Below are 18,109 nucleotides of genomic sequence, written 5' to 3' on the forward strand. Positions count from 1 at the left end.
AAAAGAAGATTTATTTAACTGAGCCCACCATACCTGCCACGAAATGCTTCTGCATCACGAAAAAGACAAGCGCGGTCGGCAGGGTTGAGATGACAACTGCGATCATAATGACCCCGTAATCCGGCGAATAGCTGGAGCCCAAATTGGAAATGAGCAGCGGAATCGTCTGATTCTCGGGGGTCTGCAGCACGATCAGCGGCCACAGGTAATTGTTCCAGCTCGACATGAACGTAATAATTGCGGCAGCAGCATAGGTCGTCTTCATCGTTGGCATATACACCCTGAAGAACAAGCCCAGCTCCGACAAGCCGTCCATCCGGCCTGCCTCAAGCAGATCCTTCGGAAACATTTTTGAGCTTTGCCGGAAAAAGAAAATCAAGAACGCCGTTGCAAACGTAGGAATGACCACCGCCGCCATCGTATCAATGCCGATTGCAGGCACAAAATTCGTGATCGACCCGAACATGCGGTAGAGCGGAATCATCAAGGCTGCAAAAGGAATCATCATCGACAGCAACAGGATATTGAAAACAACATCCTTCGCCTTGCTCTTATACACTTCGAAGCCATAACCGGCCAAGGAGGAAATGAGCAGAGCCAGCACGGTCGTCGTAATCGAGATTTTGGCCGAGTTCCCTAATGCCGTCAAAATATCCACCTGGTTGATCAGCTTGTTCAGATTCTCGCCCAGGAAGGAGCCGGGAAGCAGCCTTCCCTGTGTAACGTCTACCGAAGAGTTCGTAGAGCTAACCAACATCCACAGAAAAGGGAAGATGGATATGAACGCCGCTGCGCTCAAAAATATATAAGTGAAAACCGTCTTGGTTTTAGCCATTTCTCTCACCTGCCGCTTTAAACTGAAGGAATGACAAGATAATAATCATAATTACGATAGAATAAGACACCGTCGCCGCATAACCAAAGTCGGCTGAATATTTGAAGGACAGGTTGTAGATGTAATGCGAGATGGTTGTTGTCGCATTACCCGGTCCGCCTTTGGTAATATTCACGACCTCGTCGAAGAGCTGTAGTGTTCCGATGGTCGAAGTAATGGATGTAAACAGAATAATCGGTTTCAGCAGCGGAACGGTGATGCTGAAAAACTGCCGTACCGCAGAGGCTCCGTCAATGCGTGCTGCCTCATAAATCGATGAATCGATATTTTGCAGACCTGACAAATAGAAAATCATATTATAGCCGGTCCAGCGCCAGGTAATCGCAATAATGATCGTCACCTTGGCCCAGAACGGATCGGTAATCCACTGGATCGGAGCGTTGATCATGTGCAGATTCATCAGGAAGGAGTTAACCAGCCCGTCTGCGGAGAACAAATATTTAAATACAACAGAGTAAGCAACGAGCGATGTAATGCAGGGCAGGAAAATCGCTGTACGGAAGAAGCCCTTGAATTTCAGGTTTTTATCATTCAGCAGAACAGAAATGAACAACGCCAGAATCACCATCAGCGGGACCTGGAAAATCAAAAATATAAACGTATTCTTAACGGCCGTCAGAAACATCGAATCCGTGAACAGCCGCGCATAGTTATCCAGTCCTGTGAAGGACAGATTCGCTCCCGTTCCCGTCTGGAAGGACAGAATCAGTGCCTGAATCATTGGATAAAAATAAAAGGCAAAAATCATTATGACCGCGGCGGCAATGAACAGCCAGCCGGTCAGACCTGCTTTGACCCGCCCGGATAAGCCGGACTTGGAGGTTCCCGTGGCTTCTCTCATATATACTCACTCCTTGTTTAAAACAGGCACGCGATTCCTTGCTAAGCCTTCGTCAAGGGGTCGCGTGCCTGCTATCTCTGTCTATTGCTCTGACACAGCGTTTGCTGCGTTATTTCAACTGTGCTTCCGCCTGTGCTTGAGCATCATTGATGACGGAGTCGATATCCTTGCCATTCATGTAATTCTGAACTTCAACGGCCAGGATGTCCTCGATAGCATACGTATGCAGGCCATAGTTGACATTCGGAATTTGTTCCGACCATTTCGCGAAGTCTGCATAGATTTTTTGTCCGCCAAAGAATTCTTGACCTTCCTCATAAGCCGGTCCGGTAGCCGCTGCTTTCAGCGAGCCGATGGCACCGATCTTGGTAATCATTTGTTGATACAACTGAGTATCCGTTCCGAAGGTTTGCTTCAGGAAATCTGCCGCCGTATCCTGACCGTCCATGTTCATGACATACCATGAGCTGCCGCCAAGGTTCGAGGCGTTAACAGAATTCGGGTTGCCGGCCATTTTTGGAAACGGTACAACAGCCCATTTGCCGGACTGGGAAGCTTCTGCCTTCACGGAAGGTGTAATCCAGTTGCCTGTTGGAACGGTGGCCACATTACCGCTGTTAAAGGCGGACAGGAACTGGCTCCAGTCGGAGGTCATCGTCACCATATTGGCATCCATCAGCTTTTTGTAGGTCTCCAGTGCTTCCTTCAGCGCCGGGTTGCCAGCAAGGCCAGGTGTCTTGCCGTCTTCCTTCAGATACCATGAGCCAGCGGACTGCAGCATCATACGGATCAGTCCAAGGTCATTCGGGTCCTGAGACAGGAAGTCCTTACCGGTTTTGGCTTTGACATCCTTACCGATCTCAATGTAACGGTCCCATGTAATGTTCGTCAGATCTTCCGGAGTATAGCCTGCTTGCTCCAGGTAATCAGTTCTAACATACAGTCCGGTTACGCCGGAATCAAACGGAACGCCATACTGCTTGCCGTCCACGCTTGTCGGTCCGATTTTGTAATCGGCGAAGGCTGAAGTATCGATTGTGTTCGTCATTTCATGGAAGGAATCCGGGTAAGCCTGCAGGAAGTTCTGCGCACGGTAATCCTCAATCAACACGATGTTTGGCAGACCTTTCGTCGTACCGGAATTCAATCCTGTGTTCAGCTTTTGCACAATATCATTCTGTGCGTATTCCACGATGTTAATCTTCACATCCGGATTTTTAGCTGTGTACAATTCCTTGGCAATCTCCAGCGCGGCAATATTGAAGTTAGGGTCCCATGCCCAGATCGTGATCTCTTTTTTATTGGGATCTGAGGCCGCCCCTTCCTTGGCTCCACCGCCGCTTGAACAAGCGGACAAAACGAGCACGGATGCCAACAAGAGCATAATCATTTTTTTCATGTGTTCAACCCCTGTTTCTTTTTAGAGTTCGGGTTTTATGAAACCCTTTACTGAAAGCGTTTCCTTCAGCACCATTATCTTATCACTCACGCTTTTGAGCCAGCTATAAATATCTTTGCCAAGATTGGTGCTATTGTTATGTCATTGGATTGGATAGCGCTTTCATGTAGTATTATTTTTTGTTTTTGGCAGATTATTTGGATAAAGCTATCATTCTTCACTATCCGGCAGTTGTTCAATTAGAGGCAGCGTGATGGTTACCTTCGTTCCCTCCCCTTTGGCGCTCGTAATGCTAACCCCATATTGCTCGCCGTACAACAGGGTGATCCGGTTATGAACATTCTGAATGCCAATCCCGGTAAAAAGCTGGCGCTTGCTCTTCGGATTTGGCAACGTATCTTGCCCGGACAAGCCGTCCATGCCATCCCCGTTATCTGCCACCTCGCATATTAGCGTATCCTCCGTGTGGGACACCAGGATATAAATTGTTCCCTCGTTCTTGTGATTAAATGCATGGAAAAATGCATTCTCAATAAAAGGCTGGATGATCAGCTTGGGCACATGATAGTGCATGCAATCGGGAGCCGCAAACATATTGACCTTGATCCGGTCTCCGTAGCGGATATGGTTAATAAACACATAATTCCGCATATTGGCCAATTCCTGCTCAATCGTAATCGTTTCACTGACGTTGCTGATTGTATTCTGCAGCAGGGAGATCAGCGCATTGATCGTGTCCGCCGCCTTCTCCTTACTGCCCTGCTGTACCAGAAATTTGACCGATGCGAGCGTATTGTACAGAAAATGCGGATTAATCTGCCGCTGCAGGGCCGCCAGCTCGGCGTTCCGCTGCTCCTTCTGGGTGTGCAGCAGCTTCTCGATATAGTCGTTCAGCTCATAGAGCATATAGTTATAGGCCTTGCCGAGCTCACGCGTCTCGTAGCTTCCGGTAATATTGATGTAATTATCGAAATTCTTCTCCGTGATCTTGGACATCTGCTTGACCAGGCGGGACAAGGAATTGGTTAACCGTCTGGAAATCAGAAATACGATCAGCAGCGCCAGTGAAATAATCACCAGACAGATCATCATCACCGACTTGACGTCGATAATCTGGCCAACAGCGTACCTGCGGTCAATCAGATTAACGAGGTAGAAATCATACGCCGGGATATAATTGGCGAGGAGAATGTGGTCCTTGCCCATCACATCCGCATTTTTGTAAGGAAGCTGGTGCTTTACAAGATCTTCGGCATTGCTGAGCAACCCGGGAGAGCTCTGTCCGATCAACTCTTCGCGGTTGCTGGATACAATCCGGCCCGTCTTGTCCAGAATGACGACATCGTTGCCGCTGCTGGTGAAATTGGCATAGAACTGCTTGAACTCCTGCTCACGAATGGAGACATACAAAAGACCGTACAGCGATCCGCTTGTACGTTCGACGAGGGCTTTGGAGGCGATTATAAAATGCTCGTCCCGCGCGGCTCCCGGCCCACGCTGACGGTCATATTGATACATTAGCCGCTTCGGCTCGGCCATCGTATTAACCGTAATCGGGTGATCTGCCAGGTCTTCCGCCGCCAAGGGCCAGTATGCCTGGCCGTTGGAGTAGCTTCTGCCGTTCACACCCGCAATGGTGATGCGCACATCGTATGCATCCACACTGGACTTGATCTGCTTCATCTGCTGGCCCATGGTGAAATAGGCCCTGGCCGTAGTGACGGAATCGGTGCTGCCGGCGGTCAGGAAGCTCTTGACCGTCAGGCTCTGGGACGCATGGCTGGAGGCGTTCACGATGGAATCATTGAACGACTCGAAGCTGGTTTTAATCTGGTTCAACACCTTGGAATTGGTGATGCTGAAGGTCTCGACGAACAGACGCTCCGACATGCGGATCGTAACCAGTGAAGTTAACACACTTACCGCTGTAATGCTGATGATCATTACGATGAATAGTTTAATGAACAGCCCATCCTGCTTCATTCGGTCCAGATACTTTTTCATAAACGCTTCCTTTTCCTGTTAGTGCTGTCTTCGATATTGGCTGGGCGAGCTGCCTGTCAGCTTCTTGAACACCTTCGTAAAATAGCTGTGATCGGAATACCCAACCCTGCTGCTAATCTCCGAAATCGGAGCCGTACTTGAGCGCAGCAGCTCGGCCGCCTTGTCCACACGGACCTTATTCAAATATTCGCTGAACCCTTCCGTGTTGTGCGCCGCAAAATAGGTGGACAGGTAGGAAGGGTTAAAATGAAAATGCTTGGCCAGAGCGGTCAGGCTGAGCGGCTCGCTGTAGTGATCATTGATGTAATCGAGCAGCATTTTCATACTGTCGCCGCCCGTCTGCTGCTGCTTCAAAGCAATCAGCCGCCCAGCTTCCTGCAGAAAATCCTCAAGCTTTGCGGTCGCTTCATGCACATGAGCAGCCTCTTCTATGGCCTGAAAGTAGGTAAACTTCGCTTTATCCAGCTCCTTGACGTCATAACCGGAGCCGCCCAGCAAAATCGTAATATTGAAAATGATGTTCCCGAGAAAGGATCTGAATTCGGAAGCCGAACTCCTGTGATCCTTCGCCATTCCGGCCACATGGTCCCGCAGCGACTGGAAGGCAGACTCATAATGCTCCCGTTTCATATCCTCGGCAAAACGCTTCAGGTCGAACAAGGCGGTGTCCGAACCTGGCTGCGACACGGAAGCCTCCTTCAGCAGCGGCACCTCCGGGAAATAAAACCTGCTGTCGATCAGCTTGTTCAGCCTGTCCCTGAATATGCTTCCCAATTCATTGAAATTGCTGAACCATCGGCTGATCACCCATCCGTACCCCGGATGCCTAGAGGCTGAAGCCTCCACCAGACCTTCAACCTTGGCCAGCAGATGTGCATAGTCTTCCTGCTTCACATTAATCAAAAAAACCGACAGCGGGCTATCCGCCGGTACGGGCTGGACCACGATATGCTCCATGCCCGCCTGCAGGGAAGCGGCCAGCTCCTGCCCGGGATCAGCCATCCCCCCGCTTGCGCTCTTAGGTGACAATCGGCTCCCCCCCGCACCCAGCAGGCAGAAGCCTCCGTAGGGGAAATACCGCTTCGGAAGATCCGGGTCATATTCAATATCATAGGACGCAATCAGCTTGCCGATCAGAGACTCCATAGTAACGGTATGGCTGTCTGTACCGCCGGTATATTGTATCGACGGGATACGGCGGGCGGTCTTTTGCAGTACCCGCAGCAGCTCCTCCGTCTCCAGCTTGGGCTTCAATATATAATCGGCCACGCCGCTTTGGAAGGTTGAGCGGACATACTCGAACTCGCCATAGCTGCTCAGCACAATAATCTCAATTTGCGGATAACGGCTCTTCACCACTCTGGTGAACTCTTCGCCATCCATTAGGGGCATCACAATATCGGTAATGACAATGTGCGGGTGCACCGTTTCAATCAGCTCCAGGGCCTCCCGGCCGTTGGCGGCTTCTCCGGCGATCTCGAACCCGTACTGCTCCCAGTTCAAATAATGCTTGATTCCCTGACGGACCAGAGTTTCGTCATCCACGACTAAAATCCGGCATACCTGCCCCATGCTCTCACTCCCCCATTATTACGGAATTTCCAGACCACTATAGCCCCATCACAATGATAGCGCTTTATAAGTGTATTAATGCTACCATAATTCAATTCAAAGGGGCAAAGGAAAAAATACGCTTCCGTCTTTCGTTGGGGGAGACGCTCCGAGAACGCAGCATTCCTCGCTATTGCCTCTTCGGGCCAAAGGCGAGCCCGCCACTCTGATCATTATTCCCCGATGTACCGGCGGGCACCTGCAAATTCCTGTGCATATTCGGGTGTGCTGATCGGGATGATCTCGACCGTCTTGCCGGCCTTTGGAGAATGAATCATTTTCCCGTCTCCGGCATACATCGCAACATGATGCACCTTGCCTTTGCCTTGGTTATATGCGAAAAACAGCAAATCGCCGGGCTGGAGCTCGTCCAGGGCAATCGGCCTCCCTTCCTTGATCTGTTCTGACGCGTCACGCGGCAGCTTGATGCCATGGAAGGCATATACGGCTGAGGTAAAGCCCGAACAGTCAAAACCATAGGCTGATCCACCCGCCCACAGATAAGGCAGACCCAGGAACCGCTTCGCTGTGTGGACAAGGTCGGTGCCTGACGGCTGCGGGATGTCCACAGCCTGCTCATAGACCAGCGCATCCTTGGCTTTCAGCCATGCGGTCCCCCCGGCAGGGGTATGAACCTTGATCCAACTGTCCTCCTGTGCAGCGACGGGCAGTCTTGTATTAAAGCTGACCTCCAACGCCTTGGACTGCTTGTCCTGCTTATACAATACGGCCGTTTTGGCGCTCACGACCACGAACGGGCAGCCGTCATAAGCGGAGGTTGTCGTCATAACCTGCGAGCTGGGCAGCCAGCCGGGATACCCGTATTGGCTCTTGGAGGTCGCCTGGTCAACGACAGCCACCTTGACCCAGCTTCCCTTGACCTGCAGCAAGCGTACCTCCTGTCCATACAACGCCTGCGTTTCCGTCCGCCCTGTCAGCCATCTGCGCTGGCTTACCGACATAGAGGCCGTCCATTTTCGGATATCTACCGGGCTGGTCAGCGAAGGCTGATCCAGTGTCCGGTTAATGGACGGCTCCTTCCAGAGCGTGGCGACCGAGACGTTAATGTAATGCTTGCGCACCGCCTGGGAAGGGGCACAGCTCTCCCCGGCTGCACCCGCCGAACCGGGAATGATCAAGGAGAAGAGAAGGATAACCGCGAAGCATGCCGATAATATTCTGACAGATCGATTCATTAAGATTGGACTCACTTTCTGTAATGCAAAAGTTAAAATCTTTCATCTTAATACTTCGAGTTTGACTAGACATGCTCCTGCAAGCTTGCGATTTGCTCCACAAAAATCAGAGAAACCGGTTCTCCCTATCAATTAAGAAAGAACCGGAGAATGGTCAACTCACATAATGTGGCTTCAATTGATCCCAGTTCCGCACGATTGTCTCCATCCGGCTATCGTAACCTTTGGGCATCAAAATACCAAGTCCGCTGGAATGCTCGAATTCCGCAGATGGGTACCGTTCCTTAAGCTCCTCCCACAGCTTGTAGACGCCGAACCCGTAATATCTTGCGGAAATATCGTGGAAGAGGACAATGCCGTTGTCGGCGACTTTGGGCAGCCATGTCTCGTAATCGTGAGATACCGCCTCATAGGAATGAAAACCATCGATATGCAAAAGGTCGATCGATTCGTCCGCGAACCTGTCAAGCGCATCATCGAACAGTGATCTCACAGGAACAGCTTCCTTCTGGTATAATTGGGAAACGGCTCGCTGAATGGTTTCATAGACTGTACTGTCATAGCTTCCCGAATGGCCGTCACCTTGCCACGTATCCACACCATAGCACTGAGCCTCATAGCCTTCGTCTTTGATGGCCTGACAAAAGCTGAAAAAGGATGCCCCCCAATGCGTGCCGAGTTCGACGATGATTTTCGGTTTGAGAAACCGGACCAGATCATAAGCGAATTGGCGATGCCCCGCCCATGCGGATTGATTCTTGATCCGTATATCGACCTGATCACACTCGAAAAGGGCATCATAAAATTTCCATTCGTTCATCACATTCATCCTCTCGAATACCTGTTAATCGCTTCTTGGCATTCTATTCACAGAGCCCATGGTTTTGTGACGGGGAGAATGATTTTCGCCCCAGTAAGTAATCCCGAATCCCGGAATGAGATAAGAAGCTAGAGCACAATAGCACAATGGGCTACCGCACCTGCGATAAGCTGACGGCAACTTCAAGAATGATATCCTCCTGACCGGCGACGACCTTCCTTCTTCCCAATTCGTAGAATATATCTTTGGGATCGATATTGTACTGTTTGGCAATCCGGTCGACAGGCTTCGCGAAGCCTGAGAACACGCCCGTAAGCCCGCTGACAATACTCGTTGAATTAACGTAAGGCACTTTCAGGAAGCTGGCTTCGGCCGTATCCGCAGCATCCAGCAGCCTGTATAAGTCGATTCCTGTCTCATACCCCATCTTCTTCATCACAGCGATCAGAATCTCCAACTGCGCATTCCCCGCCCCGGCTCCGAAGCCTCTCATGGTCGCATCCAATATGGTCGCCCCCGCTTCGAGCGCCGCTATTGAATTGGCGATGCCCATTCCCAGATTGTTATGGGCGTGAAAACCGACGGGGATATCCAGCGCCTCCACAAGAACGCCGATTCTGTTCTTCACGTTATCCGGCAGATAGGCTCCGGCAGAATCCATAATAATAATGCCCTGAGCCCCGTAGCTCTGCATCTTGCGGGCTTCCTCGGCCAATATGGAGGCCGGCGCCATATGCGACATCATGAGTACGCCGTACACCTCCCGCCCCTGATTGCGGGAATACTCGATATGGCGCTTCGTGATGTCGGCTTCCGTACAATGTGACGCCACGCGAATGACGTCAACCCCGATATCCAGCGCATTTTTAAGATCCTTATTGATCGTTGCAAACCCGGGAATGACATGAATGCCCAGCTTGGTTTTATTTAATATATTACGGCAGGTTTCCAGCATCTCCGTGTCCGAAATGGAGCTTTCGCCCAATTGAAGTGACGAGGCTCCAAGTCCGTTGCCATGCCCGACTTCAATGATCGGGATACCTGCCTCTTCGGCAATTTCCGCATATAAGGTTAACTGCTGAGCGTTCAATTTATGTTGAATCGCATGTGAACCGTCTCTGAGCGTCGGGTCACTGATGAGAATACGCTTTATCCACGCTTCATCCATAGTTCCATCGATCCTTTCCGATTGTATAGTTGGGATCCCGTATCGTATATATGTTCCATGTTCATATATACGAAGCCCTATTCATATTATGTGAAAGGGGTTTGTTTCCGTTCCAGAACCGGATGAACCAATGAGCGGTTTAACACATACGATGCTTTTAGTAAAAAGAACCTTCTATCCATTGACGCTGATCGGAGAGGGGAGCAACGATTTGAACATGAGAGTTGCGGATTATATAACACATTCATTATATAAAGCAGGCGGTGAAACGGTGTTCCTCGTCACTGGGGGAATGATTATGCACTTGACCGATGCTCTATACCAGCATGAACAGCAGGCTTATATTTGCTGTCACCATGAGCAAGCGGCGACGATGGCGGCAGAGGCATACGGCCGTTTGACAGGCCAGCTTGGCGTCGCTTACGTCACGGCAGGTCCGGGAGCTCTGAATACGATCACCGGTGCGGCGGGGGCCTATGTGGACTCCTCCCCAATGGTGATTGTCGCCGGTAATTCCAAGGTTTCATTAGCCAAGGTCAAGGGCCCACGGCAATTTGCTCTGCAGGGCTTCGATTCATTGCCTATATTTGAACAGATTACGAAATACGCAGTGAGACTGGAAGATATAAGTCAGGTCAGGTATGAGGTGGAGAAATGTATTTTTCTCGCCAAGCATGGACGTGTGGGTCCGGTGTATCTGGAGGTGCCGGTTGATTTGCAAGCAGCTTCCTTTGATCCCGAGGCATTCACTGGTTATGTTCCAGAGACAGAGAAAGTCCCGGAAATTACAGAAGAACAGACCTATCAGGTAACAGCGGCTCTGAAGAACAGCAGCCGACCGTGTTTATTGGTGGGAGCAGGCATTCGGCTTGCCGGTGCAATGGAAGCCTTCCGGGCATTTGCAGAGAAAGCGCAGATTCCCGTACTCACCTCGCGATTAGGGATGGATTTGATCGATTACGATCATCCCCTCTTCGTCGGCCGACCGGGTACATATGGTGACCGGGCAGCGAATTTTACGGTACAAAATTGCGATCTGTTGATTACTGTCGGCTGCAGATTGGGGATCGGCCTTGTCGGTTATGACTATGCCGAGTTTGCCAAGAAGGCCATCAAAATACATGTGGATATCGATAAGCGGGAGATCGATAAACCTTCGGTGATTCCGGATATCCCCATCCATGGGGACGCCGCTGCATTTTTTGCCAAGCTGGCTGCACAGTGGGACGCTGCGCCATCCTATCCCGCCTGGCTTGCACAAACCCAGCATTGGAAGCGGCGTTATCCCGTCGATTTGCCGGCGTATGATGATGATACCCACGGAATCAATTCCTACCGGTTCATGACCAAATTCTCCGAACAGGTGTCCAAGGAAGCACTGTTTGTGGTGGATACGGGCTCCTGTTTCCACGTGCATGCTCAGGCTTTCAGGGTGAAAGAAGGACAAAGACATATTATCACCGGGGGTTTATCCACCATGGGGTATACACCCGGAGCCATCGGCGTATCGGTGGCGGCGGGTCACCGGGAAGTCTATTGCATTACAGGAGACGGGTCGTTCCAGATGAATCTGCAGGAGCTGCAAACGATTCGCCACCATAAGCTTCCGGTCAAGTTTATCCTGTTCAACAATAACGGATATCTGTTGATTCGGCACACGCAGAATAACTTTATGGAAGGGCGTCTTATTGGAGAAGGCCCCACTTCCGGCTTGAGCTTCGTTCCCTTCGACAAGATTGCCGATACGTTCGGGCTGGGGTACCTGAAGATTTCGAAACTGCATGAATTGGATCGCAAAATCGAAGAATTGATCCGATATGAGGGCCCAATGATCTGCGAAATCATGACACCGTCCGATCAATTGCTCATTCCCAGAGTGGCTTCCCGTAAGCTGGACGATGGTACGATGGTTTCCGCGCCCTATGATGATATGTTTCCATTTCTCCCCAGAGAAGAATACGAATCCAACTGTGTGGAATGACTGCTTGCTTAAGAGGAAGGAGATGAACGATTCGGAATGGACCATGCTGTAATCGACCAAGACCTTGCAACGATTATCGGGAACGATTTGCCTTGGGGAACATTCTCCGGCCGCACGGTTCTCATTACAGGAGCCAGCGGCTTGATTCCTTCCTATATGGTGGATACGCTGATGTATCTGAATCAACAGCAGCTTCTCGATGAGCCTGTGCATATTCTGGCCCTGGTCAGGAATGAGAAGTATGCTCGGGAGCGGTTCTCAGCTTATCAGGATGACGCCCATCTGGAGCTGCTCGTTCAGGATGTATGCGAGCCTGTAGAAGGGATTGGAAATGTAGACTTTATTATTCACGCAGCCAGTCAAGCAAGCCCCAAGTATTACCGTGTTGATCCGGTTGGCACTTTATCCGCCAATATTATGGGAACCGTAAATATGCTTGAGCTTGCCAAGGAGAAGAACTTGCAATCTTTTCTGTTCATAAGCTCCGGGGAGGTCTATGGCGAGGTTTCCGAGGCGTGTATTCCAACCAAGGAGAGCGATTACGGCTATTTGAACTCGATGAGCGTGCGGTCCTGTTATGCGGAGAGCAAGCGAATGGCCGAGACCATGTGCGTATGCTGGCATCAACAATATGGAGTTCCGGTTAAAGTGGCACGGCCTTATCATACTTACGGTCCGGGAATGAAGCTTGACGATGGAAGAGTGTTCGCCGATTTCGTCAGCAACATCGTGAGACGCAAGGATATCGTCATGACCAGCGAAGGCAAGCATGTCCGCTCCTTTTGTTACTTAACCGATGCAACGACAGGCTTTTTCACCGTTCTGCTGAAGGGAAGAAATGCGGAGGCTTATAATATCGGCAATCCCGACGCAGCAGTCAGCATCGCCGAGCTGGCCGAAACCTTGGTCAGCCTGTTCCCGGAGCATGGGTTAAAGGTAGTCAGAGCGGAACGTTCCGCCCACTATGTGCAGAGTACGATCGAGAAGAATGTTCCGAGCATTGCCAAGGCTATGGAGCTCGGCTGGCGTCCATCGATTGGAATAGCCGAAGGATTTCAAAGAACGATCAGCAGTTACACCAATACGTTGTAGAAGGGAAGGAATCGTATTGACGACTCCATTGTTTTCCGAAAGAAATGAATTTATGAACGGAACCTTATCCAAGCCCGACTATATCACCACCATGCATGAAAAATATCATCAGCTCTTGTTCGCCTACAGCAGCTATTTGAAGGATACGGACATTGCGAAGATTGAAATTATGGATGGCAAGGTCGTCATGACAACGAGAGAGCATGGATTACGAATTCTATGCGATCCGAATGATCAGCGGACGTTCCCCATTGAAACTCTTAATTTTGGCGCCTATGAGCAAGATGAGCTGGATTGTATATTTGACAAGCTTTCCACGAACTCCACCATCCTGGATATCGGGGCCAATTGCGGCTTCTATTCGCTTCAATTGGCAAAGCGGTATCCGGATAGCCAGGTATATGCTTTTGAACCGATCCCTGCGACGTTCAAATATCTGCAACAAAATCTGGCACTCAATAATATAACTAATGTTACGGCCTATAATGTCGGTCTTTCCAACCAGGAGGGCACATTCCCTGTTTATTTCTATAAGGGCGGTACAGGCAACAGCTCATTGGAGAATTTGTCCGATCGTGAAGAAATTGAGCTGGTGGAATGCCAGTTTCGCCAGTTGAATTCCTATATAGACGAGATTCCCGGGCCGATTGATTTTATGAAATGCGATGTCGAGGGAGCCGAGCTTTGGGTCGTGGAGGGCGGATTGGAAGTCATCCAGCGGCACCAACCGATTCTGTTCCTGGAATTGCTGCGCAAGTGGGCCGCAAAGTTTAATTACCATCCCAATGATGTCCTGCATATCCTTGAAGGCATTGGTTACCGGTGCTTTGTTTTTACGTCGGGGAGAATGGTTCCCATTGAAGAAATTAACGATCAAACGGTGGAAACCAATTTTATATTTCTACACAATGAGAAGCACGCCTCACTGATATGAATGCAATGACGGATGCAGTCAGGAAGTTGGCCGTTTGGCGGAAAGCTGTGTCCGACACGATGGTTCGTTTCAAAGCGATCATAAGTGATTAAGGGGTTGCATGGCTATGAAGATAAGGGTTGCCGAATACATTGCCCATGATTTTGAAGATTCGGGATTAAAGTATGTGTTGATGCCATCTGGCGGGGGCCGGGCATGATGGCTCATAAGAAGCTGAAGGTGGCCATCATCGGGAGCGGAAATATAGGAACGGACCTGCTGGTTAAGATCATGCGCTCCGAATTGCTGGAATGCGTATTATTCGCAGGAAGAAACAATCAATCACCCGGCATGCAAAAAGCGAAAGACCTACAGGTGCATACATCGGATCGCAGCATCGATGCCTTGATTGATGAAGCGGATCGTTACGAGCTTGTCTTCGATGCCACATCGGCTCAGGATCATCAGCTTCATGCCGCGATCCTCAAGCAATTGAATAAGGTTGTCATTGACATGACACCCTCGAATATCGGGGGAATGTGCGTTCCTGCCGTCAATATGGATCAATGTCTCACACAGCAGAATGTGAACATGGTCACCTGCGGAGGGCAAGCCTCGATTCCGATCGCCTATGCGATCGGTCAAACCCAGCCGGACGTCGAGTACATTGAGGTGGTCTCCAGCATATCGTCCAAAAGCGCAGGTCCCGCGACCCGCAACAACCTGGATGAGTATATCGAGACGACCGAGATGGGAATCGCCCAATTCTCAGGCTGCGGCAGGACCAAGGCGATCCTGAATTTAAATCCCGCCTATCCCTGCATCGATATGCAGACGACGGTCTTCGCCTTGGTGCCGAATCCCGATATGGAAAGTCTGACGCTCCGCACGACTGAAATGGTGAGGACGTTGCAGCAATATGTGCCGGGCTATCAATTGATTGTTCCCCCCACGCTTGAGAACGGAAGAATTGTCATCATGGTCAAGGTGGAAGGATTGGGGGATTATCTTCCCCCCTATGCCGGAAATCTGGATATAATTAATTGTGCCGCGATTGCCATGGCTGAAGAATATGCCAAAAAACATGAAAAGACTCTTGGAATAAGATGAGCGCCGCTGGAGCGGCAACGGCGAAAGCAGCGCATTGAACATAACGAAGGCTGTCGAGAAATGCTCGACAGCCTTCGTTGTCTCTCCTTATGCCTTGGTCAGCACAAGCTCAAGCTGAACACGAATGTCATTCTCCGTTTCCAGTACAACCGAGTGCGGATTGGTCAGCCCGAAGTCCGCGAAGGTCACCGTCGTTGTGCCGGACAACAGCAACTGACCACCGCTGTAGACAACTTCGGAATCGAACGTAACCTCTTTCTCAATCCCTCTTACCGTCATCGTTCCGGTCATTTGAACCGGCACCTTCTCTCCCTCGGTCCACTCTGTCGGCAACGAGGTGAAGGACTTCGCTTCAAACTGGGCTTCCGGGTAGGTGGCCACATCCAAGAAATCAGCCGTCTGCAGATGCTCGTCCCGCTGTGCGTTTCCAGAGTCCAGCTCGGCCATCTGTACCGTTCCTTGTCCTGACATCGCTGTCGGGTCATTCAGGTCCACCGTCCAGCTTCCAGCCACCGACTTATCCACGAAGTTCACCGTTTCCCGTGAAGTCGTGATCGACCAATATATATTGGACGTATCCGCAATCGTCCATTCTCCGTTCACCGCATCCGCGCTTACGGCTGTCCCTGCTTGTTCTGTTGAGCCTGCTGCCGTGCCGGAAGTGACCGATTCAATTTCTACATTGTTACCGAGATAGCTATTCATATATTGGTTACCCAATATCCCCCCACCAATGAGGACAACCACGACTCCGCCAATGATCCAATATCCTTTTTTCTTCAATATTTCCACTCCCTATCCAATCTGTATAAATGATATCCTAACATGTCAATATGTCGGCCAAATGTCGAAGCCTTGAATCAACTTTGTGTATAATAGACCCTAACCACTGGATATATAAAGAACAGATTACCGACAAAAGGAGTTTATCGCTTGAAAACGATTCTAATCGTAGAAGATGAGCCGGCCATCTCCCGGGTACTTGCCGCTTATTTGGTGAAAGCAGGCTTCCGGGCCGTCCAAGCTGCCGAAGGCAGGCAGGCGCTTGAGCTGTTCGAGCAGGAGACACCTGCGCTCGTGCTGCTGGATATCATGCTGCCACAGCTTAATGGCTGGACCGTGTTAAAGCGGATACGCGAGCAGAGCAACTGTCCTGTCATTATGCTGACCGCGCGTGACGGGATCGACGATAAGCTGGCCGGACTCAATGGCGGAGCCGATGATTACATGTCCAAGCCCTTTATTCCGGAGGAGGTTGTCGCGCGGGTCCATGCCGTATTGCGGCGGCCTTCCCAATGGCACGATGAACGGCGGAGACATCATTTTGGCAGTCTGTCCATCGACTTTCTGACCCAGCGCGTCCTCTTGAACGGAGCCCTCGTCGAGCTTCCGCCGCGTGAAATGTCCATGCTGATGTTCCTCGCGCAGCATCCGAACCTGATCTTTACCCGTGAGCAGCTTATTGAACAAATATGGGGTGTGGATTACGAAGGCAGCGACCGGGCCGTGGACCTGTCCATTCGGCGGCTGCGTATGGCGCTGGAGCAGTGGCCTCCGGCGGAAGGGGAAATTAGAACGCTGAGGGGAACGGGGTATCAATTTTGGATCGCAAACTGACATCAATTCTAACGTACTGGACCATACGTTATTTCAGCGTGCTGTTCGTCGGGCTGCTGCTGATTGCGGTGATCTCCATCTACTCATTGCAGGAGGAGTCCAGGGACAGCCAGCTCCAGACGGCCAGATTGCTCGCTGAAGAAATCGCCGACCACCTGGCCAATAAAGAAAAAACGGGTGAGCCTGTTGAAACCCTCGATTCGCTGATTGAAGACCGGAAGCAGTTCATCAAACACGGCTCCGATATCTGCGTCATTGTTACGGGTCAGAACGGCAAGCTCCTGTTTTCCAATCCTAAAATTTCAGAAGAACAGGCACACCGGCGGCTAGACCAGGAGAAGAAAAATAACGCTCCAGCGCTTGAACGGGTTACCGCCCCTATCCTTTATAACGGCTCCACCCTCGGCGAGGTGACGCTGCTGCAGCCTAATAAATCCCTGTTCCAATCGGCCGATGAGATCGGCATGCTTGTGATCGCATTCGCCTCCTTCTCTACCTTGGGCTGGCTGACAATTTATTTGTTATCCCGCAAAATGTCCATGCCGATCCGCAATGTAGCACAAGCCGCCGAACGAATCAGCCACGGCGACTACAACGTCCAGTTGGCTAACGGGGTCAAAGAAAGGGAACTGAACGAGCTGGTCGCTTCCTTTGGCGACATGGCCAAACGATTGCAGCAGCTTGAGCACTCCCGTGAGTTTATGCTTGCCGGATTGACCCATGAACTGAAGACACCCGTGACCTCGGTCAAAGGTCTGGTCTATGCTGTGCGGGAAGGTGTGGTAACGGGGCAGGAGGCCGAGGAATTTCTGGACATCGCCCTCCAGGAAACGAACAGACTGCAGCGGATGATTGCGGATCTGCTGGATTATAACGCGCTGACCGCAGGGGTCATCCATATGAGCCGTGAAACGGTGGAGGCTGGACCATTGCTTGGAGAAATCGTCCATCAGTGGTCGCTGCTGCAGCCCGAGAAGCTGGCGCAGCCGGAGCTGAGCCTGCCTGTTCAGCCTATATGGGTTGAGGGCGACGCGCTCCGCATTCAGCAGATTATTACGAATCTGCTGAACAACAGCGCACAGGCAAGCCAGGCAAGACGAAATATCCGCATTCAGGTCTCCTTGCAGCGTCGTGAGGACGGTTGGGCAGAAATCAGGGTAACCGATAACGGCATCGGCATTACGCCGGAGGAGCGGGAGCTTGTATTTCAGCGCTTCTACCGGGGCGAGGACAAGAAGCAGACCATCCGGGGCCTCGGTCTCGGACTGACCTTCAGCAAGCTACTGGCCAACGGGATGGATGGGGATTTGGAGCTGCTGGACAGCTCCCCTGAAGGCAGCACCTTCGCGCTACGGCTGCGGCTGGTGGATGACCATTCCGCAGCTACGCTAGTTTAACCGCGACACAACAAGCGGACCCATACATTCACAACCTTACAAAGAAGTATGACAGACTGTTGTCA

Annotated in this window: 15 protein-coding genes; 6 read left to right on the forward strand and 9 right to left on the reverse strand. The window is 50.9% G+C overall.

The annotated features are described in order from the left end of the window. Positions 1 to 10: 10 nt before the first annotated feature. The 8 genes from OIN60_RS21665 to dmpG all read right to left on the reverse strand — a co-directional run bounded on the left by OIN60_RS21665 (position 11) and on the right by dmpG (position 9,934). Positions 11 to 835 (reverse strand): carbohydrate ABC transporter permease, encoded by an 825-nt coding sequence (locus tag OIN60_RS21665; protein WP_305756950.1) that lies wholly within the window; start codon positions 833 to 835, stop codon positions 11 to 13. Continuing rightward, positions 828 to 1,736, reverse strand: coding sequence for a carbohydrate ABC transporter permease (locus tag OIN60_RS21670; RefSeq protein ID WP_305756951.1), 909 nt, complete (start codon positions 1,734 to 1,736; stop codon positions 828 to 830). The genes OIN60_RS21665 and OIN60_RS21670 overlap by 8 nt, the downstream gene beginning before the upstream one ends. A gap of 109 nt (positions 1,737 to 1,845) precedes the next feature. Continuing rightward, positions 1,846 to 3,135, reverse strand: coding sequence for an ABC transporter substrate-binding protein (locus OIN60_RS21675; RefSeq protein WP_305756952.1), 1,290 nt, complete (start codon positions 3,133 to 3,135; stop codon positions 1,846 to 1,848). A 210-nt stretch (positions 3,136 to 3,345) separates the two neighbouring features. Continuing rightward, on the reverse strand, positions 3,346 to 5,139 hold the full coding sequence (locus OIN60_RS21680) for a cache domain-containing sensor histidine kinase (RefSeq protein WP_305756953.1): 1,794 nt from the start codon (positions 5,137 to 5,139) through the stop codon (positions 3,346 to 3,348). Positions 5,140 to 5,157: 18 nt separating this feature from the next. After that, positions 5,158 to 6,711, reverse strand: coding sequence for a response regulator transcription factor (locus tag OIN60_RS21685; RefSeq protein WP_305756954.1), 1,554 nt, complete (start codon positions 6,709 to 6,711; stop codon positions 5,158 to 5,160). A gap of 212 nt (positions 6,712 to 6,923) precedes the next feature. Beyond that, a complete protein-coding gene (locus OIN60_RS21690) occupies positions 6,924 to 7,946 on the reverse strand; it encodes a C40 family peptidase (RefSeq protein ID WP_305756955.1) in 1,023 nt (340 codons plus the stop codon). Positions 7,947 to 8,100: 154 nt separating this feature from the next. Next, positions 8,101 to 8,766 (reverse strand): class I SAM-dependent methyltransferase, encoded by a 666-nt coding sequence (locus OIN60_RS21695; protein ID WP_305756956.1) that lies wholly within the window; start codon positions 8,764 to 8,766, stop codon positions 8,101 to 8,103. Between the two features lie 151 nt (positions 8,767 to 8,917). Beyond that, positions 8,918 to 9,934, reverse strand: a complete 1,017-nt coding sequence (dmpG, locus tag OIN60_RS21700) for a 4-hydroxy-2-oxovalerate aldolase (protein WP_305756957.1) — start codon at positions 9,932 to 9,934, stop codon at positions 8,918 to 8,920. Between the two features lie 130 nt (positions 9,935 to 10,064). On the opposite strand from dmpG, the gene OIN60_RS21705 reads away from it, so the two are divergent. The 4 genes from OIN60_RS21705 to OIN60_RS21720 all read left to right on the forward strand — a co-directional run bounded on the left by OIN60_RS21705 (position 10,065) and on the right by OIN60_RS21720 (position 15,030). Beyond that, positions 10,065 to 11,915 (forward strand): thiamine pyrophosphate-binding protein, encoded by a 1,851-nt coding sequence (locus OIN60_RS21705; protein WP_305756958.1) that lies wholly within the window; start codon positions 10,065 to 10,067, stop codon positions 11,913 to 11,915. 36 nt (positions 11,916 to 11,951) lie between these two features. Further along, positions 11,952 to 13,007, forward strand: a complete 1,056-nt coding sequence (locus OIN60_RS21710; RefSeq protein WP_305756959.1) for an NAD-dependent epimerase/dehydratase family protein — start codon at positions 11,952 to 11,954, stop codon at positions 13,005 to 13,007. A gap of 16 nt (positions 13,008 to 13,023) precedes the next feature. Beyond that, positions 13,024 to 13,941, forward strand: a complete 918-nt coding sequence (locus OIN60_RS21715; protein WP_305756960.1) for an FkbM family methyltransferase — start codon at positions 13,024 to 13,026, stop codon at positions 13,939 to 13,941. A gap of 195 nt (positions 13,942 to 14,136) precedes the next feature. Beyond that, on the forward strand, positions 14,137 to 15,030 hold the full coding sequence (locus OIN60_RS21720) for an acetaldehyde dehydrogenase (acetylating) (RefSeq protein WP_305756961.1): 894 nt from the start codon (positions 14,137 to 14,139) through the stop codon (positions 15,028 to 15,030). Between the two features lie 87 nt (positions 15,031 to 15,117). On the opposite strand, the gene OIN60_RS21725 is transcribed toward OIN60_RS21720, so the two are convergent. Next, complete coding sequence (locus OIN60_RS21725; RefSeq protein WP_370872587.1) at positions 15,118 to 15,822, reverse strand: YceI family protein; 705 nt, start codon at positions 15,820 to 15,822, stop codon at positions 15,118 to 15,120. 141 nt (positions 15,823 to 15,963) lie between these two features. Between OIN60_RS21725 and OIN60_RS21730 the strand changes: the two genes are divergently transcribed. Together OIN60_RS21730 and OIN60_RS21735 are read left to right on the forward strand one after the other, a co-directional pair. Beyond that, positions 15,964 to 16,647 (forward strand): response regulator transcription factor, encoded by a 684-nt coding sequence (locus OIN60_RS21730; RefSeq protein WP_305756963.1) that lies wholly within the window; start codon positions 15,964 to 15,966, stop codon positions 16,645 to 16,647. After that, on the forward strand, positions 16,632 to 18,044 hold the full coding sequence (locus tag OIN60_RS21735; RefSeq protein ID WP_305756964.1) for a HAMP domain-containing sensor histidine kinase: 1,413 nt from the start codon (positions 16,632 to 16,634) through the stop codon (positions 18,042 to 18,044). Before OIN60_RS21730 ends, OIN60_RS21735 begins: the two co-directional genes overlap by 16 nt. Positions 18,045 to 18,109 lie beyond the last annotated feature (65 nt).

Origin of the sequence: Paenibacillus zeirhizosphaerae (assembly GCF_030705605.1) — a bacterium.
Classification (GTDB): Bacteria; Bacillota; Bacilli; order Paenibacillales; family Paenibacillaceae; genus Paenibacillus; species Paenibacillus zeirhizosphaerae.

Coding starts and splice junctions, on each gene's coding strand:
- OIN60_RS21690 (WP_305756955.1), bottom strand. CDS start 7,946: ATGAATCGATCTGTCAGAATATTATCGGCATGCTTCGCGGTTATCCTT.
- OIN60_RS21685 (WP_305756954.1), bottom strand. CDS start 6,711: ATGGGGCAGGTATGCCGGATTTTAGTCGTGGATGACGAAACTCTGGTC.
- OIN60_RS21670 (WP_305756951.1), bottom strand. CDS start 1,736: ATGAGAGAAGCCACGGGAACCTCCAAGTCCGGCTTATCCGGGCGGGTC.
- OIN60_RS21680 (WP_305756953.1), bottom strand. CDS start 5,139: ATGAAAAAGTATCTGGACCGAATGAAGCAGGATGGGCTGTTCATTAAA.
- OIN60_RS21675 (WP_305756952.1), bottom strand. CDS start 3,135: ATGAAAAAAATGATTATGCTCTTGTTGGCATCCGTGCTCGTTTTGTCC.
- OIN60_RS21710 (WP_305756959.1), top strand. CDS start 11,952: ATGGACCATGCTGTAATCGACCAAGACCTTGCAACGATTATCGGGAAC.
- OIN60_RS21720 (WP_305756961.1), top strand. CDS start 14,137: ATGATGGCTCATAAGAAGCTGAAGGTGGCCATCATCGGGAGCGGAAAT.
- dmpG (WP_305756957.1), bottom strand. CDS start 9,934: ATGGATGAAGCGTGGATAAAGCGTATTCTCATCAGTGACCCGACGCTC.
- OIN60_RS21705 (WP_305756958.1), top strand. CDS start 10,065: ATGAGCGGTTTAACACATACGATGCTTTTAGTAAAAAGAACCTTCTAT.
- OIN60_RS21665 (WP_305756950.1), bottom strand. CDS start 835: ATGGCTAAAACCAAGACGGTTTTCACTTATATATTTTTGAGCGCAGCG.
- OIN60_RS21695 (WP_305756956.1), bottom strand. CDS start 8,766: ATGAACGAATGGAAATTTTATGATGCCCTTTTCGAGTGTGATCAGGTC.